This is a genomic window from Rhizorhabdus argentea, assembly GCF_037861105.1.
Classification (GTDB): Bacteria; Pseudomonadota; Alphaproteobacteria; order Sphingomonadales; family Sphingomonadaceae; genus Rhizorhabdus; species Rhizorhabdus argentea.
This window is the reverse complement of the sequence record NZ_JBANFK010000035.1, coordinates 1-23,451: the sequence shown is the minus strand read 5'-3', so window position 1 is coordinate 23,451 and position 23,451 is coordinate 1. Positions and strand designations below refer to the sequence as shown.

Below are 23,451 nucleotides of genomic sequence, written 5' to 3'. Positions count from 1 at the left end.
GCAGCCAGGGCGCGGAGTTCCTCGATCGCAGCGAAGGTGCCCGGTACCGGTTCGCCGTCCATGGCCCGGTGGACGACCGTGCGCGAGGTCGAGAAGCCCAGCGCGCCGGCAGTCATGCCCTCGCGGACCATCCGCGCCATGGCGGCGATATCCTCTTGGGTCGCGGCTTCGTTCAAAGCGCCGCGCTCGCCCATAGCATAGGCCCTCAGGGGGCCGTGGGTCATCTGCGCGCCGATATCGATGGCGAAAGACCTTCGCGACAGTGCCTGGAGATATTGGGGGAATGTTTCCCATTCCCATTGGATGCCATCCGACAGGGCGGTGCCCGGGATGTCCTCCACCCCCTCCATCAGTCCGATCAGCCAGTCGCGCTTGTCGGCACGCACCGGTGCGAAGCCCACTCCGCAATTTCCCATGACGACGGTGGAGACACCATGCCAGAAGGATGGCGCCACCTGATCGTCCCAGGTGACCTGGCCATCATAATGGGCGTGGATGTCGACCCAACCGGGCGTGACGAGCGCTCCATCCGCGTCGGTCGTCCTATGTGCAGGCGCGGAAATGCGACCGATCTCGACGATCTTGCCGTCGGCAATCGCTATGTCCGCTGTGAACCCGGCTCGGCCGGTACCGTCGACAATGGTGCCGCCCCTGATGAGATGGTCGAACATGCTGTGCCCCGCGGCTCTGCGCGCTTATCGCAGACCATATAGTAACCAATTGTGGCCTATGCCTATTTCGCACTGGTTGCGATTTCTTGAAGAAGCCCCGGGCGGACCATCCCATATGGCCGGCGCTTTGGCGAGAATTTTCAATCTGGTGAAAGTCGACATTCCTCGGCGATCGAGGGCTGGGGACACCTACCCGTTTTGATTCGAGAGCATATTCGTCAGCAGCCCAGACCGCCCACTTTTCCGCGCATGACCGCAGAACGTTAGTCCTTTGTTTAGGGTTGGGCTGTAGGCGAGTGTCAGAGGTGAGACATGGCCCTTCCTGAGTTCAAGACAACCAACATCATCGACACGGCACTTCGCGCAGGGCCGCGGCCGACGCAGGATGGCGACGGACCGATCACCTCGCCCGTCCACGCTCTCCAGCAGCGTGTTGAACGCAATGTGGTGCTGGTGCCGGGTTATGACGTCCGGCTTTCGGGGACGCGGATATCCCTCTACATAGTGGCTCCCCTGGTTTTATGGGCTGGTATCCTCAAGGTCCTCCCCGCTTTATTCTGACGCGTCTGAGCTATCGATTGCATCCTGCTGCGACAGCGCTCCGTCCTTATCGCCTCAACCGCGCGGACATCCTCATCTTCGAGAAGCGATCACGGCGGCGTTTGAGCCGGTGGCGCAGCGTGATGCCTCGGCATCATTAGAGATGCACCAAATTGCGGGCCGCGCCGACCGTAGACCGACCTGGTCATGGTTTGTGCGTTCTGGTGGCGCAGAAGTAGACCCAGCTCGCATGGGAAATCAACCTGGAAAGAGCGCCAGCCGCTGCCAAGGAACTCCAACGCCCTTCCCGCCTCCGCCGCCGCGCGATCGGCGCTGACTATCTCAGTTCAAGACTGATTCAACGAAAACTGCAGACATATCAACATCCGGAAGGACAAGATTGCTCCAGAATGGATCCTTACGAGCCATCAAACTTCGGCATCACTAAGTAGATATCCGTAGTTACTACAAATTCCGTCAAATCTCTCAAGGCCCCGGGGTTGACCAGAGCGGCGTAGCTCCCAATAAACTTATCATGGGTTCAGAGATGCTTGGAAGAAGGATGGTTGAGCTATGTGTGAGGACACCGCAACTGCTCATGCTTGGTAAATGCATCTAGGACGAGCGAAGCCGCATATCGTCAAGCCGAGAATATAGATCTTCGCGCGGCCCCCCGTCGCCAAGGTGCGGTGGAAGGCACACGCGAAAGAAGGTTGCCGTATGAGTGGCGTAGATCCAGATCTGATACGCCGTATCGGATCAAGCATTGGGGCGGCGCGGGAACGTGCCGGGATCTCGGTTGAACAGGTATCCAGCGCTCTCAGTCTATCGCCCGAGCTTCTACAAGAGATTGAATCCGGGAGCGTTGACGCCGTCGGCAAGCTCGACCTTCTGACGTTCCTGAAGATAGCCCGCGCCATCGGTAGTTCTGCGCTAAATATTTTATCGGATGAGTAACGCCGGCCCTGCCGCTGCCGCTTGGGCCAGGTCAGACGCCGCACTGACTTAATCTAATCGAAGCTCGTCGTAAGGGCCCGCGAAAACTAGCGCTGCCGGTCGCGCGGACTTCGGCTGATCGACGGCGGCGGAGCAATCGGTCCCGTTTCCTTTGACGGGGAACGCGTAGCCGAGGGCTTGAACAGCTCTTTCTTCGCGACCGCACCACTGCCCTCCTGCGCTTTTACCTGTTCGAGATAGGCGATCGCATGCAGCATCCGTCGACTAAGCGGCGGCGGCATCGCATCGACGAATCGCCGCAAGGCCGCGCCAAGCTGTCTGTCAGCTGGATCGGACAACGTTTCGAGCTGACGAGCGACGCGCCCATAGGCCACCTTGACCTGCGCCTGGCGCGAGACGCCGGCTTGCTCCCAAGGTGTAAGATCGCTCTGCCCTTCGGCAAAGACCACGCCAGCGCACCGCGCGCGTTCATCAGCATCGACGAGGCCGCCGGTGCGCCCATAGCGCTCCTTGAGCTTGCGCAACGGCACATTGTCGCTGCGCCGAACGATACCGCGAGCACGCCTCGGCGTGGCATCGGCCTCGATCCCGCGCTCGCGCAGTTCATGCGCAAAAGTCTCGCGCATCCGATGAAGGTCTGCTTTCCTCGGATTGAACCGATCGCCCTCGGCCTCACACGGCGCCACCGCTACTGTCAGGTGGACGTGCGGATGGTCGGTGTCGTCATGCAGCGCAAACATGTAACGATGCTTGCCATCAAGCTCGATCCGGGCGAATGCGCGCGCCGCAGCGAGGACCTTCAGCGCATCGGTGCCTGCTGGCATGGACAACACCATCGAGATCGATGTCACAGCATTGGCTCGATCACTATCGTCCTCATCGTGCCACTCGGCTGCCCGCTCGCGCAGTGCCGCAACATCCTTGAGCGTCTCGCCATCCTCGGTTTCAACATCGAGTTCGCCGTGTCGCCCAATATATTCGAAATGCGCGCTGACATGGTCGCCGCCTCGTTGCCGGCCCGACACTTTCACCATGACCTGCGGTGCCCGGTTGACCAGCCGCTGGAGCTGCGCCCGTGCCGCCGCCACCGTCCAGCCGCCGCTGGGGACCCGCACCGCAGCCTTAGGATCAAACAGGCGGCGTCCGCCGGCTGGGGGATGCCAGATGCCGTCGAGCACTGCCACCGGGAAGTTCGAGTCGAGGGCACCGGTCACTCCGCCACCTCCCAATAACTGAGATCGCCGCGCCGCGCCGCGCCGACCGCCGCGATAGAGGCGCGGATCTCGACTACCAATGCTTCGAGCCGGCCAAGGTCTCCGGACCCGCCCTGCCCCGGCGCCTGGGCGATCTGGTTGATATTGACCTCTATCCGGCGAAGTTCGCTTCGGATTGCCTCAAGCGACTTCGCTTCGGGCGGTGCAGGCTCGGGTGAGCGGTGGAGCCGCCGCCGCACCAGGTTCACCAGCCACGCGCTTCGCTTCATGCCGCGCTGCGCCGCCAGCGCTTCGACCGCGGTGGCTTCGCCCTTGGTCACCAGAATTTCGAGGCGTTGATCCGCACGGCCCTCTCGGGGCGCAACGGCCCCTTCCGACATAGCCTCGCCATGAACGACGGCGCCGATCAGCCGACGCAGCAGCGCCGAGCGACCACCGTGCCCTTCCGCGATCCGGTCGAATTGTGCGGCGTCCGCATCGGGCACGAGAAACGTGAACGAAGTCATCAACATCGCATACGATAATCGAAACCACGGCGAAAGCCTATCCTGCCCTCCCACTTCCACACTCTAGGTTCTTTGTCATGGCAAACTAACGTTCCGTCGCATCGGGCACGCGTGACGGCATCAGGATTGCCCTGGCTACAAAAGAAGAGCCTCACAGGCGCATGCCAAACCGGCTCGCGGTGAAGCGAGCGCCAAGTCATGACGTTGCGCAAATAGCGGTCGATCGGACAGTCGATGCAGACGGTACGGCATCCTCGCACCTAAAAGGATACGGCCCGCACCGCGAGGATCGTGACAGCATCAGGCTCGGCTTCGACCGGTTCCGACCGTCCATCGAGGCGGATCAGCAGCTTTCCCCCGTTCGATCCGGGCGGGAAGAGCAGAAGTCCCTCTCCCGCCGAACATCGCACCCGCACATAACCACAGTCCAAAGCGTCGGGAGCGGCTGGCAATCGCTCCGGCACACGCATCCGGGGCGCCGATAACGGCGACTCTGCAACCGGCCGCTTCGCACCAGTCGGTGTCACCGACACGGTGGCCAAGGGTTCTAGCCGCGCAGCGAGGTCCTGAACCCTGCGGCGGTCGATTGCATCCGCCGGCGTCGTCTCGATAAAATCGGTGACAGCCTGAGGTTGGCGCCGCCACAATCGGTAAAGGTCGTGGAGCGTGCGGATCGACACGCTGTCACCGAGCATCTGCAAGGGCGCGGGCATCTCGATTACCGCCGCATAAAGGCTGATCATAGCGGGGGAACGACCCAGCTGCGCCGCGATCGCGGCCTTGGTCATGCCGGTGTCCCCGAGCAGCTTAATCGCCTGGCTCATCTCGATCGCGCTCAAGCCGACCCGCTGGTCATTTTCAGTGACCTGATCGATGAGCGGCACTGCGCCAGCCACCGGCTCGCTGATGATCGCGCTGATCGTTGGCAGTCCCGCCATTCCGACTGCCCGCCAGCGCCGCTCCCCAAAACGGATTACGTGGCACCCGCTGCTATCGGCGGGAAAGACCGTGATCGGCTGCAACAGGCCGCGCTCGACGATCGACGCCGCCAGCGCCTGAAGCTCTGCCTCGTCGAAATCCCGGCGCGGATTATCGGGATTTGGGATCACTCGGTCGTGTCGCAGCGTCTGCAAGCCGGCAAGGCCGGCCTGCTCGAGCATCGCCTGGATATCGAGCGTCATGATCGTAGCGCCACGCGATCGGCGACCAGCCCCAGCACATGACGCATCTCGCGGCCAGCGACAGCCGCCGCGCTATTGTCCCGGATCATCCAGACGGGCAACCCGCGCCCGACCGCCTCGACATAGCCCTGCCGCAGCGCGAGAAAGGCCGGAAAGAGCAATGCGGCGCGCCCGAGATCGCGCACCAGCATTTCGAGATTCTGCCGATGCAGCGAAGAATTGGCGCGGAACTGCGAAGGCAGCAGGCCGAGGAAGTCGAGCCGCCGGCCGCGCAGTTTCTCCGCGACCGCGATCGACTTGAGCAGGTCGTTGACCCCGCTCAGCGCATAGTCCTCAAGCTGGATTGGCGCGATCAGATGGTCACAGACCAGCAGCGCGCCGAGGTTGCGGGTGCCGAACGCGGGTGGCGTGTCGATGATGCAGACATCGAAAAGCGGCGACAGCCCATCATGCTGGGCGCGGATCGCGTCGAGCGCTACCTCGAGTGCACTATCGACCATGTTCAGCCGCGATGAGGCAGCCAGCAACTGGAACGGCGGTGCTGGATCGATCTCCAGGCGAGGCGGCGCAAACAGGTCGACCGCCAACCCGCAGGATTGCGCCTGCCAGCGCGGCTGCTCGGCCGTCGCGCGCGCGAGGCTAGCCGTCGCATTGCCCTGCGCATCCAGGTCGACGAACAGGACGCGCTCGTTCTGCTCGACATAATGCCAAGCCAGATGCAGCGCGATCGTCGTCTTGCCGACCCCTCCCTTTTGGTTGTTGACCACGATAGTGCGCACCGGACATCTCCTTCCCGGATTGTCCAATAACGCCTTATCCGGATTATTTTACGGATCAAGCATGGGCTAGCGCCGCCGGCTGTCGCGCAGCTGCCGTTCGTAGAGCTCCTGCGCCGCCCGGTCGGCCGAATAGACGCCGTCGCGCCGGCGTTGCGGCCGGCGGCCGAACAGCCTTTCGAACAAGGCAAGCGGGATCCCCATCACAGCCAGGGCGGCCCAGAGCAGGGCAGCAGCGCTAACGAGACTCGCAGCGATGGCGGTAAGCAATTTGAGCATGGCACATCTCCTTGCCCCCAAAACGGGGCACCGCCCCTGCGCCGGCCTCCCCTTTGCCGCCGCTCTCGGGCCGGCAAGCCGCGCGACGCCGACGCGCAGCTCAGCAATCGCAATGACGAGAGGCAACCCCCCCGTCAGCCGTTGAGCTTGTCCTTAACCGCCTCGGCGGGGGTGAACACCAGCTTCTTCGAAACGTCGATCTGGATCTTCGCACCTGTCGACGGATCGCGACCTTCGCGCGCAGCGCTGCTCTTGACCTTGAACTTGCCAAAGCCCGGCAGTGACACCTCGTCCCCTTTGCGGCCGCAGCGGTAATCGCGGCGAAGATATGGTCGAGCACGCGCGTGCCATCGGCCTTGGAGCTGCCGTTGGTGGTCGCGATGTCATCGACGAGGTCGTTGGTGTTCATGTATTATCGTCTCTTGGATGGTGATCGCTCCGCCTGACCGTCGGGCGGCACATCCACGTGGCCTCGACATGGGCTACCCGCTGACCGGCTCGTCAACCGGCTGCCCCATTCCACTAAGCGCAGGTCCACATCGCTGCGATTATAGTGGCGGCGGCACGACGCCCAGGGTGCGCCGCCGCTCGCCCAGCTCGCTGCCCCGCACAGCAGTACGCTTGCGCGGCGTGCGACTCGCCGCCATCATCGGCTGCAGCGTTGAGATGACCCCGAACACAGCGATTGGCAGTTGTTATCGACCAAGCGGATGGCGATCGGCAGCAGCGCGCCCGACTCGTGATAGCCGGCGGACTATCGACAGCGGGTCATAGCAATGTAGACCGTAGGTGCGTGGTCAAGCTACAATTGCCGAATATGGCGCGCTCCACTACATTGATTCCCGACGCGATTGACCTCGACATGGCGCGCTTGCTGGAGCGCATCGCGCTTGCGATCGGTCGACTGAATGGCACCGTTTCCCGCGGTTTTCTGCACGAAATCTGGCGCGAGCGCGCGAGCTGGATCGGCTATGCCCGAGCGCTGCAACTCCAGGGCGTCGAGCTTGACGAGATCGACGTCATTTCCTGGGCAACCGCCACCCAGATTCCGGGACGTGCCCGCTTCGACACGCTTGTCGATCCCTTCGCTGCCTTTGGTGCCTGGACGGCTATGCTCGCCGAGCGTGATCAGCGTCACTGGCGCGAAGACCTGCCGTTCACGCTCCAGATTCCAATTGGCTTCAGCGATGCCCCGCTCATCCTGCGGGCGATTGCGATCCTGGGCCAGCATGCGCAAGCGACGGGCGACATCTCCGCGTGGCTGTCCATGCCGCTGCTGCTTGCGCGGTTGGGACTGACCAAGACCCCCCTCCCCTGCCTCGTCGCCGGCGACAAGGCGATGCGGCTCGCGCCCCGCGATGCTACACCGATCGTTCGACGGGTGCTGCGAGACCTCGCCAGTCAGGCCGAGGACGGGCTCGCGACCGCAATCGAACTCGATGCCGAACGGCGGCGCTGGATCAAGCTGCTGGGCGAAGCCCGCAAGCCGGGCGCCTTGCGCGCCGTGGCCGCGATGGGCCTGCGCGAGCCGATCCTGCGGCCCCAGCAGGTTGCGCGAACGCTCGGGCTGAGCCGGTCGGGCGCCGGCAAGCTGCTCGACCGGGCAGCCGAGCGAGGGCTGCTCGTCGAGATCAGCGGCCGGCTCTCGTGGCGGGTCTATATGGCGCCGGGGCTCGCCCGGCGCCTGCGGCTGGTCGCGCCACGGCCGGGACGGCCGGCCACCCCCCCTGCCCTTCCGGCGCGCGACGAACTCGGAGCGAGCCTCGCCGCCTTCGACGCCGAAATGGCGGCCTTCACGGCCCGCTATCCGCAACTGTCGGGGTCGGCGCCGCCGTCGGCTGAAGACTGAGCCTTCGCCCGTAGATACTCATAGATACTCCCTAGATAGCGGCTATCCAAATGCTATCCGACCCTTGTGTCATCAAGCCGACGCGGCCCGCAGACAATCCCCTACTCTACCAATGATGGCCTACATACCCACTATCCACCAACTATCCATCCGGTGGATAGTGTCTATTACGGATGGCTGGGGCCCGCTGGAGCGGTATAATCGCTAGCCGTCAGCACCGGATAGCTAGTCGGTAGTGGCTATCCATCGACTATCATCATATGCGAGGGCGTTAGTCGCCCCAGGCGAGGAGCTGGCATGACGACGGCCACGGTGCTCATCGCAATGGCCCGGCCGAGTCCGGGCACAAGGCCACCATCCTCGACTCCGATCCTAACCAGCTGCTCGCCGCCTGGTCGACGAAGGACATTGCACCACCGACGGCATCACCACCGCCTGCGACGTGATCGAGCACAACATGATCGACACCGTCGAGCAACCGGCGCCTACGGATCGCTCTGCGCGCTCAGGGCGCCAGGCCAAGCCCCCTGCCCTTTCAGCGCAGAACGAACTCGCGGGGCCGTGCCGCCTTTGACGCGGAGATGGCTGTCTTCGCGGCGCGATATCCGCAATTGTCGGCGTCAGCACTAGCGTCGGACGGAGGCTGAGGCTTCGCGCCAATGATAGCGGCTGGATAGTCTCTATCTAACTATTACAGCGATGCTCTCCAACTGGCCTGTGGGGCCGACGGAGCACCCTCGCGCGAGTCCAGATTTGCCGCGAGACATATCTGCTATCCACCGTCTATCCACCAGCTGGATAGCCGCTATCCACGCTAGTGGATGGATAGTGGCTAGACGCCGATAGTATCTAGCTGTAGGGTAGCGGCTAGTGAGTGGGTAGTGGCTAGCCACAGACTAGCCCCATATCGGAGGGAATATGCCTGTCATAGCGTTCGTCACCCCCAAGGGAGGAGCAGGCAAGACGACGGCCACGGTGCTCATCGCCAGCGAATTGGCCGAACGCGGACAAAAAGTCGCCATCCTCGACGCCGATCCCAACCAGCCGCTCGCCGCCTGGGCGACCAAGGACATCGCGCCACCGACGGGCATTAGCATCGTCTCCGACGTGACCGAGGACAGCATGATCGACACGGTCGAGCAGGCGGCCGAGCAGAATGATTGGGTGCTGATCGATGTCGAAGGTTCGGCCAATCTGGCGTCGACCTATGCGATATCGCAATCCGACCTGATCATCATCCCCGCGCAGAAGACACAGCTTGACGCCAAGGAGGCGGTGCGCGCAATCAAGATGGTCCGCGACGCCCAAAAGGTCGTGAAGACCGAGATCCCGTTCCGTCTGCTGTTCATGCGCACTAATGCCCGGGTTATGGCCGGGGTCCAGAAGGCCGTGCAGAGCGCCTTTGAGGAAATCCCGGCGCTTCCGGTCGAAATCGCCGAACGCTCTGCGTTCCAGGCGATCTTTGCTTATGGCGGATCGATCAAGAGCTTGCCCAAGGGGGTAGGGGGCAATGTGCGCAACGCCCAGGAGAATGTCGAAGCGGTGGTCGACGCGGTGATCGCGGCGCTCAAGGCTTCGGCACGGAAGGCAGCGGCATGAGCGACCGGCCCAGGATTGATATCGGCCTCGACGATGATGATGATCTGCCGCGCGCGCCCCGCGCGCGCCGGGAGATTGATCCGCAGGCACTGCGGTCGGTCTCCGAGAGCCATGGCTTCGATCGTGCGATCGTCCGCGCGCCGGCAGCGGCGCCGGCCGCCCCATCGATCCGTCCCCCAGTCGACGGGCGGACGCTGCGCGCGACGGGCCGCACAGCGCAGATGAACTCGAAAGTGCGCCCCGAAGTGCGCGAAGGCTATCAGCATCTCGCGATCGCCAGGGGCAACATCTCGATCGGTGAACTGATGGAGGAGGGACTCGAGCTCCTCAGGGCCAAATATCCGCTAGGATAGTCGCTATCCATCCTCTAGCTGCAAACCTGATAAGTTGCCCGGCGGCCGAGGCCGCCGGGCCATCCCCGCTCAGTAGGGGATATCGTCCTCGCCGACGTCGCCGCGACCGGCACCCTTGCCGCGCGAGAGGAAGGTCACATCGTCCGCGATAATCTCGACACCGTAACGCTTGATTTCGTCGCTGTCGGTCCAGCTCGTATAGTGGATGCGGCCCTGGACCATCACCTTCTGACCCTTGTCGACATATTGCGCGACCGTCTTGCCGACGCCGTTGAAGCAGGTGATCCGGTGCCATTCGGTATCCTCGACGGTCCGGTCGTCGGCGTCCTTGAGGATCTTGCCGTCGCTGTCGCGCTTGGGACGCGAGGTCGCGAGGCTGAAGCTGGTGATCTTGGTACCGCCCGAGGTGGTGCGGGATTCGGGGGTGGCGCCGACGTTGCCGGCGAGGATGACAAGATTTTTCATGACGGACACTCCTTCAGTCGGTCGGAAGGGCCATTCCCTTCGACGAACCCCGATCAAAGGCGGCGGAGACGCGCCTCCACCGAGGCTTGCCCGAGGGGAACCCCGATCCCAGGAGTGGTGCGGGCAGCCGCGGCGCAGCCAAGGCAACTCGGTCCGCCGGATCGCGGGTTGGAGGCAGCGGCACTGCCGACTTAAGGGATTCGTGACAGAGAAGGGGATTGGCCTGCCCGATCGACACCGCCTGTGGCCCGCGAAAGGATCGACCTCCCGGCGACAATCGCCACCCTGCCTGCAGTGCCACCGGTTCCTCGACACCATCCGCCATCGCCACGTCTTGCTCGCGCCACCCACCACGATCCTCCCGGACACCACAGCTGACCGCGCGCCAGCTGTGGTGCCGCGAACACCGGATCACGCAAGCGGGCAGGGTGCCGCATCGCTCGACAGGGCAGGGGGGTCCAACGCCCCCACAAGAGCACGATCATCCGACATCAGGCCCAGCGGCTGCGTTTCGATCGTCATCGCCGCGTGCGGCGTGGCGGGCAGGGCGGCACAGGCGGACCTATCAGCCGGTGAGGTGCCAGGCGGCACGCACAGCCGGGTTCCGACGATTCCGAGCGCTGTCCATGGCATCGCCACCTCGCCGTCAGCACAGCGTCGCGATCCGGCTAAAGCGCGGCGGCGAGACCGTCGCCGCGCGGCCGGCCGGCTAATAGTCAGTAGCCGGCATGATCGTCAGGATGCGGCAGGTCACCGTGGCATTGGCAGGGTCGCGCGAGGCCGCGGACAGCGCGCGATCATAATAGATCCTATGCAGGTTGATTCTGTCGAGCGACGGTTGGGAGAACACCAACTCTCGGGAGATGTTTGCATGACTACCGCCTCGCCTACGTCCACGGATGCCACGTCGATCTATGTGAGTGTTGAGCTGAGCAAGCGCGCTTGGCTGACGGCGGCGCTGATGCCGGGCACCGACCGCATTTCGATCCGGTCGCTGCCGAGCGGCGATGGTCCGGCGCTGCTCGCCTATCTTGCCAAGCTGCGGTCCCGCGCCGAAGCCGGGTGCGAAGGCACGGTCCAGGTCCGCCTCTGCTTTGAAGTCGGCTATGACGGCTTCTGGCTGGCGAGACTGCTGCGGGCCGAAGGCATCGACACCTATGTGTTCGATCCCGCGAGCTTCCTCGTCTCGCGGCGCGGCAAGCATGTGAAGACTGACCGGCTCGACGCCGAAGCTATGGTCTGGATCTTGAAGGCCCACATTGGCGGCGATCGGTCGGTCTGCCGCGCCGTCCACGTCCCGACGCCGGAAGAGGAGGACGCGAAGCGGATCATGCGCGAGCGCGTGCAACTCGTTGCCGAGCGGACCAGCCATATTGGCCGCATCCGCGCGTTGCTGGCGCTGCACGGCATTCGCGCTGTCCGCGCGATCTGGGGCGGTGACCCACTCGCCCAACTCGATGGGATGCGTACCGGTGACGGACGCCCGCTGCCACCGCATCTTCGCCGGGAGATTGAGCGAGAGTTCGGCAGGCTCGCTCTGGTCAACGACCAAATCAAGGTGCTGGAAAAGGAGCGCGCCGACACGGTTGCCGCGCCCGCGACAACCTTCCCGGCTCCGCACAAGGCGGTCGCGCTGGAACGCCTCAAGGGCATCGGGAAGGGCAGCGCCGCGATGCTGACGGCGGAGATATTCCACCGGCAATTTGAGAACCGAAGGCAGCTTACCGCCTTCCTCGGACTCGCGCCGAGTCCCTATTCCAGCGGCGATGTCGAGCGCGACCAAGGTATCAGCAAGGCCGGGAACAAGAATGCCCGTGTGTTGCTGGTCGAGTTGGCGTGGTGCTGGCTGCGCTATCAGCCCGATAGCGCGCTGGCGATCTGGTATCGGGAGAAATTCGTCGGGCGCGGAAAGCGGGCCGTGAAGGTCGGCATCGTCGCGCTCGCGCGAAAGCTCCTGATTGCTCTCTGGCGCTATGTGGAAACCGGCCTGGTCCCGCATGGCGCCGAGCTGCGGCCTGCCGCATGATCCGATTGCAACGGATGTAATTGGCAGGCCGATACGGGAAGGCGTGTGACCGTGCAGGTTAATGGTGCGAATGCACCCAGTAGCAGTTTGGTCCCGCCCTACCGACGCTCGCCCCGAGGCCGTGAATGGGGATTGTGGTCCGAGGCTCCGGCCTCGACCGGATACAAGTTGATGCACGGGATGTGCATGTCGATGCCTCGGATTGAAGCGTTCTGATCGACCCGCCCTGACCCCGGAAAGGGCATTGACAGATGTGACCTCATACAAATTGATCTTCCAGAAGAAGGGCTCGTCGAACGGGCCGAAGCTCCCCAAGTCATGCTCGCCATAAGGATCGAGGTCCGCGCCGAAGGCCGCATGGTCGCGCACCGCGCGCAGCAGCGCTTTGTGGCGGTGAAAGCCGCGAAACAGCGACCTGTCGCCGATGAACGCGACGACGCCGGCGGTCATCATCACCCGGTTGTGGCCGGGATTGTCGAGGTCGTGCCGCAAGGCGTCGTTGAGCGCCGCGATGGCCGCTGCAGGGGTTGGCTGTGTCTGGTGGTGCGCCATAGTCTGTCCTCCGCCTGGACGGACCCCGCCGATCGGGGCCTCCGGCGCAGCGGGCCGACGGCCGAGCCACAGCGCGCGTCCGCACCCGGCTCCGGGGCGCAACGCAGTGGAGCAGCCCGCCTGCGGGCTTGCGGACGGGCGCGATCCGGCCAGAGCGGCCGCGCGGAGGCACCGGTGGCGGCGGCCACCGACGGGACGTCGCTTCGCCCACCAGGCTGGCACCAAGGCGAGGGCGCGAGCATCTTTGCCGACCATCCGGACAGTCCCGGCAGGGATCGTCACCCGGCGGGGCCGAGACGCCTGACGGCTCGGGGCGCAGCCTAGAGCCCGGCCCGGTTGCGACCGGGGCCGGTCCCCCGACGTTCCTTCGCTTCCGACTTTGCGCCAGAATATCCCGGGACAAAGGATATCCAGATGGGCGCCGCAAGAACAACCCCACCGCCATCACCAGCAAGGGCCACGGCCGCTTCGATCCTGTCTACCAGCCGACGCCGAACAGGACCGGGGCCTCCACCACGCGATGGCGTTCGAACGCCTCACCGCGTGGCCGGTCACGCCACCTATGTCGGCGACGAGGCGATCCGCTTCCATAATGAAGATGGCAGCCACTGGACCTTCGACGTGCGCGGCATGATGACTGCGGCCCAGCATAGCAATGCCGTGACCCAACCGATCGTGCTCGCCCGGCGCGACTGGCCTCGCTTCGCCGCCAATGCCGATGGCTATCTTGAGATCAGGTGCATCTGTCTGGGCGAGGAGGGAGTCCTAACCCGCAGCATCGTCATCGATCCCGGCAAGCTGGCACAGGCCACCACCACAATCACCGCCAACGCCGCCTATCTCGCGCTCGTCCCGACCCGGTCATATCCACGCTATCCGGCAAGCGCGCTCCACCGCTCCGCCTTCGGCAAATGCGTCGTTTTCGCCGATGCGCTCGCCAAGGTGTGAGGTCTGCCCGCCATGACGATGTTGCCCGAAGCGATCGCCGACTGGGCTCATATAAAGCCCGACCAGATGCAGCATGCGGTGGTAGAGCATCCGGACGGCGGCCTTGAGGATGTCTGGGGGAAGGTGCCGGCGGCGATGATCGCGCGACGCTTCGGCATTACAGCCTGGCGGCTCTCGGCAGACGCGCATCAGGCAATGATGGCCGACGGCATTGCCGAGCGCCCCGAGGCTCTCGACGAAGTCGTCGAGGCCGAGCGGCTGATCCGAGGGCATCTTAAGGCGTGAAGAGGGGCGGGGCGCCGCCCGCGCCCCGCAGCACCTCAGCCAAAAGGATCATAGCTGTTGATTATGGCGACATCGCCCCCGGCGTCCTCCGCCGTGATAACGGCGAACTGCTGACAGACCGCGATCACCAAGGTGACGACCATCAGGGCCTTCGAGAGCGAGAGCGCGCCGCGACGTGCGATCCAGATATCGGTGAACATGGGCTGGCTCCTTGTGCGCGTCGGCGGGACCACCCCGCTCGACAGGCGCCCGAAGTGTTCGCCGGGAGGCCGCGATCATCTTTTCGCCGCAGGCCAAAGGACCGTAGCGCAGCGTACGGACCCTTTACGGGTTGATCGTGGAAGGCCTTCGGGCGGACCAAGGATCGCCCTCAAAGAGCGGGGTGGGCCGCTGACGCCCCCAGGACCTCCGCACCGCCTTTTGTCCGGAGTTGTATAATCGCACCATGTGACGTATATGATAGCATCAGGAGATGCGACATGGCGCTTGCAACTGCCGAACCGACGCTCGCCCCCAAGGGCACCGTGCAGACCTTCGCCGATGAGGCCGATCGACGTCGGCTAACCAACGCCGCCGTCAAGGCAGTGCTGCGATTGATCGACGCCTGGGGCGCCAGCAACGCCGAAGGCGCCGCTCTGCTCGGCGTATCGGAAAGCACCTGGGACCGCATGAAGGCCGGGCGATGGGACGGTAGTCTCAGCCAGGATCAGCTCACCCGCGCCTCCGCGCTGATCGGTGTTTTCAAAGGGCTGCATCTGTTGTTCGCCGATGCGATGGCTGACCGCTGGCCCGGGCTCGCCAATCGCGGACCGATCTTCGATCGCCTGACGCCGATCCGTGCAATGATCGAAGGGGGAATCCCCCGAATGATCGAGACCCGCCAATATATCGACGCGCTGCGTGGCGGGCTCTGACGACGACGTCATTGACGGGCTGCCCCTGATCCGCGAGGCCTTCCCGCGGACGGTCCGGCTTGTCGCGAGTGCGCGGCTGCGCGCCGCGGTGCTGGCGCCGCTGGCCGACAGCGACGCGGATCTGGCGTTGCTCGCCGAGATCGAGGGCAGCACGAGCGGCCGTCAGATCGCCGAGAGCCGCGGGCTCGGCAGCCTGTCCGCCGAGGAACTCGTCCACGGCGTCCCCCATGCCCGCTTCATCAACGCGAGCTTCGCTTATGCCAAGCCGCGCCAGCCCCTGCGCTTCAACCCGGCCGAGCGCGGCGCCTGGTATGCGGCGCTTGGCGTCGAGACCTGCATCGCCGAGGTCGGGCACCATCTGACCTTGGCGCTGGCCGATGCCGGCAATTTCAATGCGACTGTCGACTATGCCGAGATGCTGGCGAGCATGGCCGGCCTGTTCGTCGACGTCCGGCCGGCCGCGGGCCATCCTTGTCTCGACCCCGATCCGGCCAGCGGCTATCCGGCGGGCAATGCCCTTGCGGCCGCCGCCCGCGCAGCCGGGCATAACGGCATCATCTACCCGTCGGTGCGCCATCCAGGCGGCACCTGCGTCGTCGCGCTCTGGCCCAATGTCGTTCAGTCGGTGGCGCAGGGCGCGCTGCACCGCCTGCGCTGGACCGGCACCGCCGATTATACGGTCGAACCGCTCTGATTGGTCTCAGCCTCCTGCGCTACCCTGCGCTGACCCCGATGTAGCCGCGAACGGGCAGGGGCAGGGGCCCCCGCCCAGACTCAGGCGAACGGATCGAACTGGTTGACGACGACGTCCTCGGGATTGAGCTCATCGGCCGAATGACGGCATATTGCGGCCCGACCGCGATAACGACGGTCGGGCCCATCAGGGTTTTCGAGAGCGACAGCGCACTCCTGCGGGCAATCTGGATATCGGTGAACATGGACCGGCTCCTTTGGCTCGTCGGCGGGATCATCCCCGCTCGACAGGCGCCCGAAGTGTCCGCCGGAAGGCCGCGATCATCTTTGGCGGCACGACAAAGGCCGTAGCGCAAGCGTACGGACCCTCTGCGGGTTGATCGTGGAAGGCCGGCCGGCGGATCAAGGATCGCGGCTCCAAGAGCAGGGTGCCCCCGCCGTCGCCTCGGACCCTGGCGATGTCCTGCGCAGAGCAGTGATCGATGATTTTATCCTGCACATTTGTCATTTCCTGCCATTGCAGGATAACGCGTGCTCACAGACTACGATCGTTGCCAATTGTGCCGTTCCGGCCTATTTATCCTGCATCAGCTTAATGATAGGATTCGCAGGATAAATGACGACGGTCGTCCACCCCTTTTCGGACGAACAGGCCCGCGTCCTGATCAACCTTCACCAGCAATATGAGGTTTGGATGGAGGCCGAGCGCGCGCTGGCGACGATGCCCTATAACCTCATCCGCAAGGAGGTGAACGGCTACAGCTATCTCTACGAGGTGCTCGACCGCGCCAATAACGGCAAGAGCCTGGGCCCTTGGTCAGACGAGCAGGAGGCGCGTCTCACCACCTATCGCGGCGACAAGGCCGACTGGCAGATGCGCCGCGACACCAGCAAGGCCCGGCTCGACGAGAGCTGCCAGCTATATCGGGCGTTGCGGCTGCCGACGCTCGCCAGCGCCGCCGGTGCGATCATCCGCGAAGCGGACAGGCGGTCTCTACTTGGGCACAAGCTGATCGTCGTCGGGACGAATGCGATGCCCGCCTATCATGTCGAAGCCGCCGGCATGATCCGCGACATCCCCGACGAGACGCTCGATTGCGACCTCGCCTGGACCGGCACGACCTTCGAGGAGGGGCAGCAGCCGATCTGGGATATGCTCAAGGCGGTCGACCGCACCTTCACGATCAACACCGAACGCAGCTTCCAGGCGCGTAACGCCAAGGCCTATGAGGTCGAGATCCTCGCGGCGCCATCGCGGATCGGCACCATCTTCCGAACCGATCGCCCGATGCCCATTCCCCTGGCCGAACAAGAGTGGTTGCTCAATGGCCGCTTCGTTGACCATGTCGTCGTCTGCCGCGACGGAACCGCAGCGCGGATCGTGGCACCCGATCCCCGCTGGTTCGCGCTTCAGAAATTGTGGATGGCGAGCCAGTCGAAACGCAATCCGCTCAAGCGCCCCAAGGACCTGCGCCAAGGCACAACGCTGCTCGACGCCATCCGCCAAGCCATGCCACAATATCCGTTGGATGACGCGTTCGAGCGAAGTCTGCCCGGCGATCTCGCGCCCCTTTATGTGGACTGGTCGAACGCCGGCGCGATATCGGCGACCCGGTAACGGCCCGGCGGCGGTCCGCCACCGGACCTGATCCTCAGTAGGGAATGTCGTCTTCGCTAATGTCGGCGCGCGTGGCACCCTTGCCCTTCGACAGGAACACGACCTCATCGGCGATGATCTCGACGCCGTAGCGCTTGATCTCGTCGGTGTCGGTCCACGGGGTGTAGTGGATGCAGCCCTGGACCATTCGCTGAGAAGCGGTCTGGAACGACCACGGCGGGCAGGCAGGCGCTGGAAGATTGCCTGGAGTTCGTCCGGAATGGCGATACCTTGATCGTTACCCGTCTGGACCGTCTGGCTCGGTCGATCGCCGATCTGTTCGCCATAATCGAAAAGCTGCAGGCGAAAGGGGTTTCGTTCCGCTGTTTGCAGCAGTCGGGTGTCGATACCGATAGCTCGACCGGCAGGCTCATGCTTGCCATCCTCGGCGCGGTGGCTGCGTTCGAGAGTGACATCAGAAAGGAACGCCAGTTGGAAGGGATCGCGAAGGCAAAGGAGGCCGGCGTGTGTAAGGGCCGCAAGCCTAGCGTAGATGGTGAGGCTGTTCGTCGGCTGCATGCTGAGGGAAAGCGTCCATCTGAGATCGCCAGGACCTTAGGCATAGGACGGGCGAGCGTGTACCGCGCGATCGAGTCTCAAGCTGCGTAGCTGGTTCGACAGCCTGCCAACCGTCTTGCAGGGTTTTCACAAAATGGATCGTTCGTGAGGCGGTGGCACTGTGAGCCGGTGCGGTGTCAGGGTAGGCGCTGATACCCATGCTGATCCGCATCCATCCGGCGGATTTAAGTGATCATACGACTAGCCGTGAGGGTAATGGGATAATGCGGTGGAACCTCGCTAGTGCAGCGGATGCAAGCCGCGTAACGCCTACGCTCGGCGAGTACAGCTTAGTTGACGAAGCCCAAACCGGCTTAGTCGGGTTGCGTAGAGTAGGCGGGGTATGTCGTGTCGTGGTCGAATATCTGGAAGAGCGTCTAAAGGCGTGCAATGCCATGATCGAAGACGTGACGGATCAACGGTCACGCTCCATCTATGAGGCGACGAGGCAGCGATACGAGGACGACCTGAGGCAGATTGGCGACCAAGCACCTTGCTGTACCAGGCACACGCGAAAGAATGCTTCCGCCTAAGGAACGAGAGGAACGTCAGATGAACGCTGCCGTTCTGGTGTTCAACGTCCATCGTATCGGGAGTGCTTCACGTGGGTCAAAGCATCGGCCGCGCTTTGATCGTGGAAGATAATGGGATTCTGAACCACATCTTAGACGAGATGGTGCAGAGTTTCGGGTTTGCTGTAACGACCACTTTAGGCCTCGAAGAGGCCCGCAAGGCCGTGCAAGATTCCGATTTTGATGTGAGTTTGAGAGGTGATAAGGTCGCGGGGATGACCGTTATCAAAGAGGTCGGTACCCACGGCGTTGGCACGCGGATTGTGGTGGTATCGGGCTATCCTAAACCGGAAGAACTCGATCCTAACATAATTTTTCTACGCAAGCCGTTCACCGTGGCGCAGCTTCAAAGGGTGCTTGCCTCTCCACATGCGTAGCGAGCTGCGGCCGGGTGCTGACCGGATGCGTGGCATCCGCTATGGTTGCCGCATCAGGCTCAGGTAACGCTCTCATTGACCGTTCGACCTTCACTCGTGAGCAAGATAGGCAGCGCCGCACGAGTCTGGACGGATTGAAGGTTGCTCTGCGCGAGTTCCATCGGTGAATCCCCCACTTGCACATCCAGTTCATATCTTACCTCCGGTCGCGCTGACGCGAACGGCGCGACGGGTCGAGGGTTCCAGGTTAGTGCCTTTGCCACACGTTCCGTACAATAGGAGCGGCAGACCTATACAGTCGGCTAGGCGATTAAGTGGTAGGTCCAAGGAACTTTTTTGAGCATCCTCGGTTTCGCCGCTACTTCGACTAACGTGCATAAGTGGACAGACGGTTGGGGTGGTCAGGGGGACTCTTGAACACATCACCGCGCATCCTTATCGTCGAAGACCAGCCGCTGATCGGACTAGCGCTGTGCGACGCTTTGGACGAGATGGGACTGACATCAATCGGTCCGGTCCAGGCCTTGAGCGAAGCATTGCGCGTCGCTAGCAATGACGAGTTCGACGCAGCGTTGCTCGATATTTGGCTACATGGCGTTCCTGCCTATGCTGTTGGGGAGATCCTTCTTCATCGCCGTATCCCGTTTATCGTTACAGGCGGTGTCACCAATCCGAACGAGCCAGAGCCGTTCCGACACGCGCAGAGATTAGCGAAGCCGTTCTCCAAGAATCTACTCAGAGAACGGCTATGTGAAATCGGAGTCCTTCCGACCTGCGCAGCATCGCGTCGAGATTGCTGAACCCCAATATATCGAGCGTTTCGACGGTTCCGACAGGGAAAGCGATGTGGAAACTCGCGACCTGATCAGCCACGATACCGGGAGACGGCATTTTTCCACACCCGCTCATCTGGCTGTTGATCGGCGTGCAAAAAGGACCCCGTTAGCGGGGTGATCGGCGTCGAACAGGGACCCCTCATTCCGATGGTTTAGACAGCGGCCTGGCTTTGCAGGCGGCGAGATCGGGATGTTGGTTGTGGAGACAGTGGTTCGGGTTCGGCGCGAGCATGCCAATGGCAAGGCGATCAAGGCGATCGCACGTGATCTGCATTTGTCGCGGAAGGTTGTGCGCAAGGCGATCCGGGCACCGGAGGGCGCGTTCGATTATCATCGCACGGTTCAGCCGCTGCCACGGATCGGCCCTTTCCAGGAACGTCTGGATACATTGCTGGCGGAGAATGAAGCCCGTGGTCGGCGGGACCGGTTGCGGATGACGCGGCTCCACGATTTGCTGGTGCGCGAAGGCTTCGAGGGCTCCTACGATGCGGTTCGGCGCTATGTGGCGCGTTGGAAGATCGCGCAGCGGGACGATCCCGGTGACGGCGTGACGGCGTTCATCCCGCTGCTGTTCCGGCCCGGCGAAGCCTATCAGTTCGACTGGAGCCACGAGGACGTCGAGATCGCCGGCAAGCCAATGCGGGTGAAGGTCGCGCATATGCGGTTATGCGCGTCGCAGGCGGTCTATGTGCGAGCCTATCCCCGCGAGGGGCAGGAGATGCTGTTCGACGCCCATGCCCGGGCATTCGCCTTTTTCGGCGGGGTTCCGAGCCGGGGTATCTACGACAATATGAAGACGGCGGTGACGACGGTATTCACCGGCAAGGAACGGATCTTCAACCGGCGCTTCCTGATCATGACCGATCATTACATGATCGAACCGACGGCATGCTCACCTGCAGCGGGGTGGGAGAAGGGGCAGGTCGAGCATCAGGTCCAGACGATCCGGGGACGGTTCTTCCAACCCCGGCTGCGGTTCACCAGCTTTGAGGAACTGAACGGTTGGCTGGAGGCGGAATGCCGGCGGTGGGCCGAGCTACACGGTCATCCCGAACAGGGCGAGATGACCGTGGCGCAGGCGCTGGCATCTGAACGGCCGTTCCTGCAACCGATACTAGCGCCGTTCGATGACTTCCACGAGAGCGAGCATGCCGTGACGAGCACATGCCTGGTCAGCTTCGATCGCAACAAATATTCGGTGATGGCCAAGGCCGCCCGCCGCACGGTGCAGGTCCGCAGTTACGCTGACCGGATCGTCGTTCGCTGCGGCGAGGATATTGTCGCCGACCATCCCCGCCTCTTCGGTCGCAACCAGACGACGCCTGATCCCTGGCATTATCTGCCGGTGCTTGCTCGCAAGCCTGGCGCACTGCGGAATGGTGCGCCGTTCCAGGATTGGGATTTGCCGCCGGCGTTGGCCCGGCTGCGGCGCAAGCTCGGGACCGGCGACGAGGCCGATCGCCGGTTCGTGCGCGTCCTGTCGGCCGTGCTGATCGATGATCTGGAGACGGTCGAGGAGGCGATCCGGGAAGCCCTGGATGCGGGTGCCGCCAGCGACGAGGTCATCCTCAATATCCTGTCGCGCAGGCTCGAACCACCACAAACGCTTACGATCATCACATCCGAGGATCTGATCTTGAAGCATCCGCCGACCGCCGATTGCGACCGCTACGACCAGCTGCGAGATGTCCGTGCAGCGGCATGATATGATCGCCGCCATGGGCGACCTTGGCCTCAAGGGGATGGCAGGCGCGTTCGACGAGGCCGTCACCACCGGCTTGCAGCGCAATCGCACCGCCATGGAGATCCTGGCCGATCTGCTGCGCGCCGAGACCACGCATCGTCATGCCGCTTCGATCCGTTACCGGATGTCCGCGGCCAAGCTGCCGGCCGTGAAGGATATCGACACCTTCGCCTTCGATGGCACGCCGATCAACGAAGGTCTGGTCCGGTCGCTGCACAGCGGTTCGTTCCTGCCGGGGCGGCGCAACATCGTCTTGGTCGGCGGCACCGGCACGGGCAAGACCCATCTCGCCACCGCGATTACCGCCCATGTTATCCGCAACGGCGCACGTGGCCGCTACTTCAACACCGTCGATCTGGTCACCCGGCTCGAGGAGGAAGTCCGCATCGGCAAGGCCGGCTCGCTCGCCGCCCAGCTCTCTCGCCTTGATCTCGTCGTGCTCGACGAACTCGGCTATCTGCCGTTCGCCAGATCGGGCGGCCAGTTGCTGTTCCACCTCGTCAGCAAACTCTACGAACGCACGTCAGTGATCATCACCACCAATCTCGCGTTCGGCGAGTGGCCGACCGTCTTTGGCGATCCCAAAATGACCACCGCGCTGCTCGATCGCATCACCCATCATTGCGATATCGTCGAGACCGGCAACGACAGTTGGCGCTTCAAGAACCGCAGCTGACCGCCTCCGGGGCAGCCCCAGAACAACGCCGAACGACTTTCGCAGCTTGCGCCTCCGGTCGGGCTACGCCCTCCCTGCGTCGCAAGCTGCGAAAGTCGCGCATCCTCATCAAGGGGTCCCGATTCGACGCCGATCCGGGGTCCCGTTTGCGCGCCGATTGACACATCTGGCAGAGGAAGCGACACGGTCGGACTATCGGCCGTGATGCTCATGGTCGCGCGCTTCAACCGCGTGCCGTAAAAGTGGGTGCATTTCAGGCAGTAGAACCGCTCTACAGCGAGGCTGAAGTTGCCATCCCAGCCTCGCCGGTGGAACAGCCACCATAATGCCGCCGCCTGAACGACGTGATGATTCTTGCACACGGTGCAGGTGATCCGGATGTTCTTATGGAACGCCGCAGCCTCGAAGAGGGTCGTCGGCAGCTTCAGTCCATCATGCGTGTATCTCGCCACATCAGTCGATCGACAGCAGTGCCGCCTCCTCATCGGTGACGGCAGCGAACATAGTCGGATCGAAATTATCGATCGGGGCAGCATCGCCGATAAGATCGACGCACCAGCTCGTCGTAGAGGTGGCGTTGCTCATCGCCTAAAGGCGGACCGTCACTTTCCAGCCCACCTCTCCTTGCGAAAGAACGGTTTGGTCTGGAAGCGAACCTTAAGGATGAACCTTTCGCCACAGCTTTTCTGCAGTACGCCAGATCAGCCACCCGAGGAGGGCCGCCAACGACGCAAACGCGACAGAACCCCAGAAAGATAGGTCGCCGTTCGAGGTCGCTGTGATGAAGATAACAGCGAACGGGGCGAGGACCGAGCAGACAGCGGCAGCAGGATGACGTGCTTCAAGCTTTTCTGAACCTATTAAGCCCTTGGTGTAGTTTCCTCGCTTCACTTCCGCGATGATGGCCACGCAAACTATCGCTAACATCGCAAGCGTCACGGCACCAAAAGCATAAATGATAATCATCGTTCCAGCTTACTCAGCGGGGTTTACCGCTCCGTTAATGTCTTCATAGTTCGCTAGCCGCCAGGCTCCCGACGATTTACGAATGGCAGCTTGCGCCATAACGCTCCCGAAAGCCGCCCGTCCGCAGTCCACCCAACCTAGCCAATCGCACCAGAATGGATGGAACGGCAGATGCCGTCCCGATTGTGTTGAAGAAGTCGGCTCGTGGCAGGATCGGACGTTGCTCGCGGATCAGGCGATCGGGTCGCTGCCGGCTC

28 protein-coding genes and 3 pseudogenes are annotated in these 23,451 nt (G+C 63.2%); 17 read left to right on the top strand and 14 right to left on the bottom strand.

The window, feature by feature from the left end; translation table 11 throughout:
* Positions 1-671: amidohydrolase family protein (locus AAC645_RS19440; protein WP_340318231.1), on the bottom strand; the 671-nt coding region annotated here is incomplete at its 3' end.
* 312 nt (positions 672-983) lie between these two features.
* Here AAC645_RS19440 and AAC645_RS19435 point away from each other — a divergent pair.
* Complete coding sequence (locus AAC645_RS19435) at positions 984-1,232, top strand: hypothetical protein (RefSeq protein ID WP_340318230.1); 249 nt, start codon at positions 984-986, stop codon at positions 1,230-1,232.
* A gap of 699 nt (positions 1,233-1,931) precedes the next feature.
* On the top strand, positions 1,932-2,168 hold the full coding sequence (locus AAC645_RS20545; RefSeq protein WP_422785863.1) for a helix-turn-helix domain-containing protein: 237 nt from the start codon (positions 1,932-1,934) through the stop codon (positions 2,166-2,168).
* 86 nt (positions 2,169-2,254) lie between these two features.
* On the opposite strand, the gene AAC645_RS19430 is transcribed toward AAC645_RS20545, so the two are convergent.
* The 6 genes and pseudogenes from AAC645_RS19430 to AAC645_RS19405 all read right to left on the bottom strand — a co-directional run bounded on the left by AAC645_RS19430 (position 2,255) and on the right by AAC645_RS19405 (position 6,533).
* Complete coding sequence (locus AAC645_RS19430; RefSeq protein WP_340318229.1) at positions 2,255-3,382, bottom strand: relaxase/mobilization nuclease domain-containing protein; 1,128 nt, start codon at positions 3,380-3,382, stop codon at positions 2,255-2,257.
* On the bottom strand, positions 3,379-3,888 hold the full coding sequence (locus AAC645_RS19425; RefSeq protein WP_340318228.1) for a plasmid mobilization protein: 510 nt from the start codon (positions 3,886-3,888) through the stop codon (positions 3,379-3,381). Before AAC645_RS19425 ends, AAC645_RS19430 begins: the two co-directional genes overlap by 4 nt.
* A gap of 260 nt (positions 3,889-4,148) precedes the next feature.
* Entirely contained in the window at positions 4,149-5,069 is a 921-nt protein-coding gene (locus tag AAC645_RS19420) for a ParB/RepB/Spo0J family partition protein (RefSeq protein WP_340318227.1), read from the bottom strand.
* On the bottom strand, positions 5,066-5,848 hold the full coding sequence (locus AAC645_RS19415) for a ParA family protein (protein ID WP_340318226.1): 783 nt from the start codon (positions 5,846-5,848) through the stop codon (positions 5,066-5,068). Before AAC645_RS19415 ends, AAC645_RS19420 begins: the two co-directional genes overlap by 4 nt.
* A gap of 66 nt (positions 5,849-5,914) precedes the next feature.
* Complete coding sequence (locus tag AAC645_RS19410) at positions 5,915-6,124, bottom strand: hypothetical protein (RefSeq protein ID WP_340318225.1); 210 nt, start codon at positions 6,122-6,124, stop codon at positions 5,915-5,917.
* Positions 6,125-6,258: 134 nt separating this feature from the next.
* Positions 6,259-6,533, bottom strand: a pseudogene (locus tag AAC645_RS19405) (HU family DNA-binding protein).
* 408 nt (positions 6,534-6,941) lie between these two features.
* Between AAC645_RS19405 and AAC645_RS19400 the strand changes: the two are divergent.
* The 3 genes from AAC645_RS19400 (at position 6,942) to AAC645_RS19390 (ending at position 9,925) form a co-directional block, all read left to right on the top strand.
* Positions 6,942-7,973 (top strand): sugar-binding transcriptional regulator, encoded by a 1,032-nt coding sequence (locus AAC645_RS19400; RefSeq protein WP_340318224.1) that lies wholly within the window; start codon positions 6,942-6,944, stop codon positions 7,971-7,973.
* A 918-nt stretch (positions 7,974-8,891) separates the two neighbouring features.
* On the top strand, positions 8,892-9,572 hold the full coding sequence (locus tag AAC645_RS19395; RefSeq protein WP_340318223.1) for a ParA family protein: 681 nt from the start codon (positions 8,892-8,894) through the stop codon (positions 9,570-9,572).
* Positions 9,569-9,925, top strand: coding sequence for a hypothetical protein (locus tag AAC645_RS19390; protein WP_340318222.1), 357 nt, complete (start codon positions 9,569-9,571; stop codon positions 9,923-9,925). Before AAC645_RS19395 ends, AAC645_RS19390 begins: the two co-directional genes overlap by 4 nt.
* A gap of 69 nt (positions 9,926-9,994) precedes the next feature.
* Here AAC645_RS19390 and AAC645_RS19385 read toward each other — a convergent pair whose 3' ends face one another.
* Both AAC645_RS19385 and AAC645_RS19380 read right to left on the bottom strand, forming a co-directional pair.
* The gene (locus AAC645_RS19385) at positions 9,995-10,390 is read right to left on the bottom strand and encodes a single-stranded DNA-binding protein (RefSeq protein ID WP_340318221.1); all 396 of its coding nucleotides are present in this window, start codon (positions 10,388-10,390) and stop codon (positions 9,995-9,997) included.
* A 709-nt stretch (positions 10,391-11,099) separates the two neighbouring features.
* Positions 11,100-11,240, bottom strand: a complete 141-nt coding sequence (locus tag AAC645_RS19380) for a DUF3768 domain-containing protein (protein ID WP_340318233.1) — start codon at positions 11,238-11,240, stop codon at positions 11,100-11,102.
* Positions 11,241-11,261: 21 nt separating this feature from the next.
* Here AAC645_RS19380 and AAC645_RS19375 point away from each other — a divergent pair, with 21 nt between their 5' ends.
* Positions 11,262-12,416 (top strand): IS110 family RNA-guided transposase, encoded by a 1,155-nt coding sequence (locus AAC645_RS19375; RefSeq protein ID WP_340318220.1) that lies wholly within the window; start codon positions 11,262-11,264, stop codon positions 12,414-12,416.
* A gap of 267 nt (positions 12,417-12,683) precedes the next feature.
* Here AAC645_RS19375 and AAC645_RS19370 read toward each other — a convergent pair.
* Positions 12,684-12,866: pseudogene (locus AAC645_RS19370) on the bottom strand (DUF3768 domain-containing protein); the annotation flags it as partial.
* A gap of 645 nt (positions 12,867-13,511) precedes the next feature.
* Here AAC645_RS19370 and AAC645_RS19365 point away from each other — a divergent pair.
* On the top strand, positions 13,512-13,916 hold the full coding sequence (locus AAC645_RS19365; protein WP_340318219.1) for a hypothetical protein: 405 nt from the start codon (positions 13,512-13,514) through the stop codon (positions 13,914-13,916).
* A 12-nt stretch (positions 13,917-13,928) separates the two neighbouring features.
* Complete coding sequence (locus tag AAC645_RS19360; RefSeq protein ID WP_340318218.1) at positions 13,929-14,201, top strand: hypothetical protein; 273 nt, start codon at positions 13,929-13,931, stop codon at positions 14,199-14,201.
* Between the two features lie 35 nt (positions 14,202-14,236).
* Here AAC645_RS19360 and AAC645_RS19355 read toward each other — a convergent pair whose 3' ends face one another.
* The gene (locus tag AAC645_RS19355; RefSeq protein ID WP_340318217.1) at positions 14,237-14,401 is read right to left on the bottom strand and encodes a hypothetical protein; all 165 of its coding nucleotides are present in this window, start codon (positions 14,399-14,401) and stop codon (positions 14,237-14,239) included.
* Positions 14,402-14,680: 279 nt separating this feature from the next.
* Here AAC645_RS19355 and AAC645_RS19350 point away from each other — a divergent pair, with 279 nt between their 5' ends.
* The 3 genes from AAC645_RS19350 (at position 14,681) to AAC645_RS19340 (ending at position 17,426) form a co-directional block, all read left to right on the top strand.
* Positions 14,681-15,115, top strand: coding sequence for an antitoxin Xre-like helix-turn-helix domain-containing protein (locus AAC645_RS19350; protein WP_340318216.1), 435 nt, complete (start codon positions 14,681-14,683; stop codon positions 15,113-15,115).
* Positions 15,102-15,809, top strand: a complete 708-nt coding sequence (locus tag AAC645_RS19345) for an RES family NAD+ phosphorylase (protein ID WP_340318215.1) — start codon at positions 15,102-15,104, stop codon at positions 15,807-15,809. The genes AAC645_RS19350 and AAC645_RS19345 overlap by 14 nt, the downstream gene beginning before the upstream one ends.
* A gap of 615 nt (positions 15,810-16,424) precedes the next feature.
* Positions 16,425-17,426, top strand: a complete 1,002-nt coding sequence (locus AAC645_RS19340; protein WP_340318214.1) for a GSU2403 family nucleotidyltransferase fold protein — start codon at positions 16,425-16,427, stop codon at positions 17,424-17,426.
* 34 nt (positions 17,427-17,460) lie between these two features.
* Here the strand turns inward: AAC645_RS19340 and AAC645_RS19335 are convergent, their stop codons facing one another.
* Complete coding sequence (locus AAC645_RS19335) at positions 17,461-17,613, bottom strand: hypothetical protein (protein WP_422785862.1); 153 nt, start codon at positions 17,611-17,613, stop codon at positions 17,461-17,463.
* A gap of 23 nt (positions 17,614-17,636) precedes the next feature.
* Between AAC645_RS19335 and AAC645_RS20540 the strand changes: the two are divergent.
* The 6 genes and pseudogenes from AAC645_RS20540 to istB all read left to right on the top strand — a co-directional run.
* Positions 17,637-17,873, top strand: a pseudogene (locus tag AAC645_RS20540) (recombinase family protein); the annotation flags it as partial.
* A complete protein-coding gene (locus AAC645_RS20535) occupies positions 17,859-18,074 on the top strand; it encodes a helix-turn-helix domain-containing protein (protein ID WP_422785864.1) in 216 nt (71 codons plus the stop codon). The pseudogene AAC645_RS20540 and the gene AAC645_RS20535, both read left to right, overlap by 15 nt.
* Positions 18,075-18,627: 553 nt before the next feature.
* Positions 18,628-18,972: a DNA-binding transcriptional response regulator gene (locus AAC645_RS19325; protein ID WP_340318213.1), complete on the top strand. Its 345-nt coding sequence runs from the start codon at positions 18,628-18,630 to the stop codon at positions 18,970-18,972.
* Positions 18,973-19,385: 413 nt separating this feature from the next.
* Complete coding sequence (locus tag AAC645_RS19320) at positions 19,386-19,772, top strand: response regulator (RefSeq protein WP_340318212.1); 387 nt, start codon at positions 19,386-19,388, stop codon at positions 19,770-19,772.
* 226 nt (positions 19,773-19,998) lie between these two features.
* Positions 19,999-21,513: an IS21 family transposase gene (gene istA, locus AAC645_RS19315; RefSeq protein ID WP_340318211.1), complete on the top strand. Its 1,515-nt coding sequence runs from the start codon at positions 19,999-20,001 to the stop codon at positions 21,511-21,513.
* Complete coding sequence (istB, locus tag AAC645_RS19310; protein ID WP_340318210.1) at positions 21,500-22,228, top strand: IS21-like element helper ATPase IstB; 729 nt, start codon at positions 21,500-21,502, stop codon at positions 22,226-22,228. Before istA ends, istB begins: the two co-directional genes overlap by 14 nt.
* A gap of 453 nt (positions 22,229-22,681) precedes the next feature.
* Here istB and AAC645_RS19305 read toward each other — a convergent pair whose 3' ends face one another.
* Both AAC645_RS19305 and AAC645_RS19300 read right to left on the bottom strand, forming a co-directional pair.
* Positions 22,682-22,813, bottom strand: a complete 132-nt coding sequence (locus tag AAC645_RS19305; protein ID WP_340318209.1) for a hypothetical protein — start codon at positions 22,811-22,813, stop codon at positions 22,682-22,684.
* Positions 22,814-22,885: 72 nt separating this feature from the next.
* The gene (locus AAC645_RS19300; RefSeq protein WP_340318208.1) at positions 22,886-23,194 is read right to left on the bottom strand and encodes a hypothetical protein; all 309 of its coding nucleotides are present in this window, start codon (positions 23,192-23,194) and stop codon (positions 22,886-22,888) included.
* Between the last annotated feature and the right edge of the window lie 257 nt (positions 23,195-23,451).

Bases quoted from the DNA above. Each gene is read 5' to 3' on its own strand.
- AAC645_RS19435 (WP_340318230.1), top strand. From the start codon at position 984: ATGGCCCTTCCTGAGTTCAAGACAACCAACATCATCGACACGGCACTT.
- AAC645_RS20545 (WP_422785863.1), top strand. From the start codon at position 1,932: ATGAGTGGCGTAGATCCAGATCTGATACGCCGTATCGGATCAAGCATT.
- AAC645_RS19425 (WP_340318228.1), bottom strand. From the start codon at position 3,888: ATGACTTCGTTCACGTTTCTCGTGCCCGATGCGGACGCCGCACAATTC.
- AAC645_RS19420 (WP_340318227.1), bottom strand. From the start codon at position 5,069: ATGACGCTCGATATCCAGGCGATGCTCGAGCAGGCCGGCCTTGCCGGC.
- AAC645_RS19410 (WP_340318225.1), bottom strand. From the start codon at position 6,124: ATGCTCAAATTGCTTACCGCCATCGCTGCGAGTCTCGTTAGCGCTGCT.
- AAC645_RS19400 (WP_340318224.1), top strand. From the start codon at position 6,942: ATGGCGCGCTCCACTACATTGATTCCCGACGCGATTGACCTCGACATG.
- AAC645_RS19395 (WP_340318223.1), top strand. From the start codon at position 8,892: ATGCCTGTCATAGCGTTCGTCACCCCCAAGGGAGGAGCAGGCAAGACG.
- AAC645_RS19390 (WP_340318222.1), top strand. From the start codon at position 9,569: ATGAGCGACCGGCCCAGGATTGATATCGGCCTCGACGATGATGATGAT.
- AAC645_RS19385 (WP_340318221.1), bottom strand. From the start codon at position 10,390: ATGAAAAATCTTGTCATCCTCGCCGGCAACGTCGGCGCCACCCCCGAA.
- AAC645_RS19375 (WP_340318220.1), top strand. From the start codon at position 11,262: ATGACTACCGCCTCGCCTACGTCCACGGATGCCACGTCGATCTATGTG.
- AAC645_RS19360 (WP_340318218.1), top strand. From the start codon at position 13,929: ATGACGATGTTGCCCGAAGCGATCGCCGACTGGGCTCATATAAAGCCC.
- AAC645_RS19355 (WP_340318217.1), bottom strand. From the start codon at position 14,401: ATGTTCACCGATATCTGGATCGCACGTCGCGGCGCGCTCTCGCTCTCG.
- AAC645_RS19350 (WP_340318216.1), top strand. From the start codon at position 14,681: ATGGCGCTTGCAACTGCCGAACCGACGCTCGCCCCCAAGGGCACCGTG.
- AAC645_RS19340 (WP_340318214.1), top strand. From the start codon at position 16,425: ATGACGACGGTCGTCCACCCCTTTTCGGACGAACAGGCCCGCGTCCTG.
- AAC645_RS19335 (WP_422785862.1), bottom strand. From the start codon at position 17,613: ATGGTCCAGGGCTGCATCCACTACACCCCGTGGACCGACACCGACGAG.
- istA (WP_340318211.1), top strand. From the start codon at position 19,999: ATGTTGGTTGTGGAGACAGTGGTTCGGGTTCGGCGCGAGCATGCCAAT.
- AAC645_RS19305 (WP_340318209.1), bottom strand. From the start codon at position 22,813: ATGAGCAACGCCACCTCTACGACGAGCTGGTGCGTCGATCTTATCGGC.
- AAC645_RS19300 (WP_340318208.1), bottom strand. From the start codon at position 23,194: ATGATTATCATTTATGCTTTTGGTGCCGTGACGCTTGCGATGTTAGCG.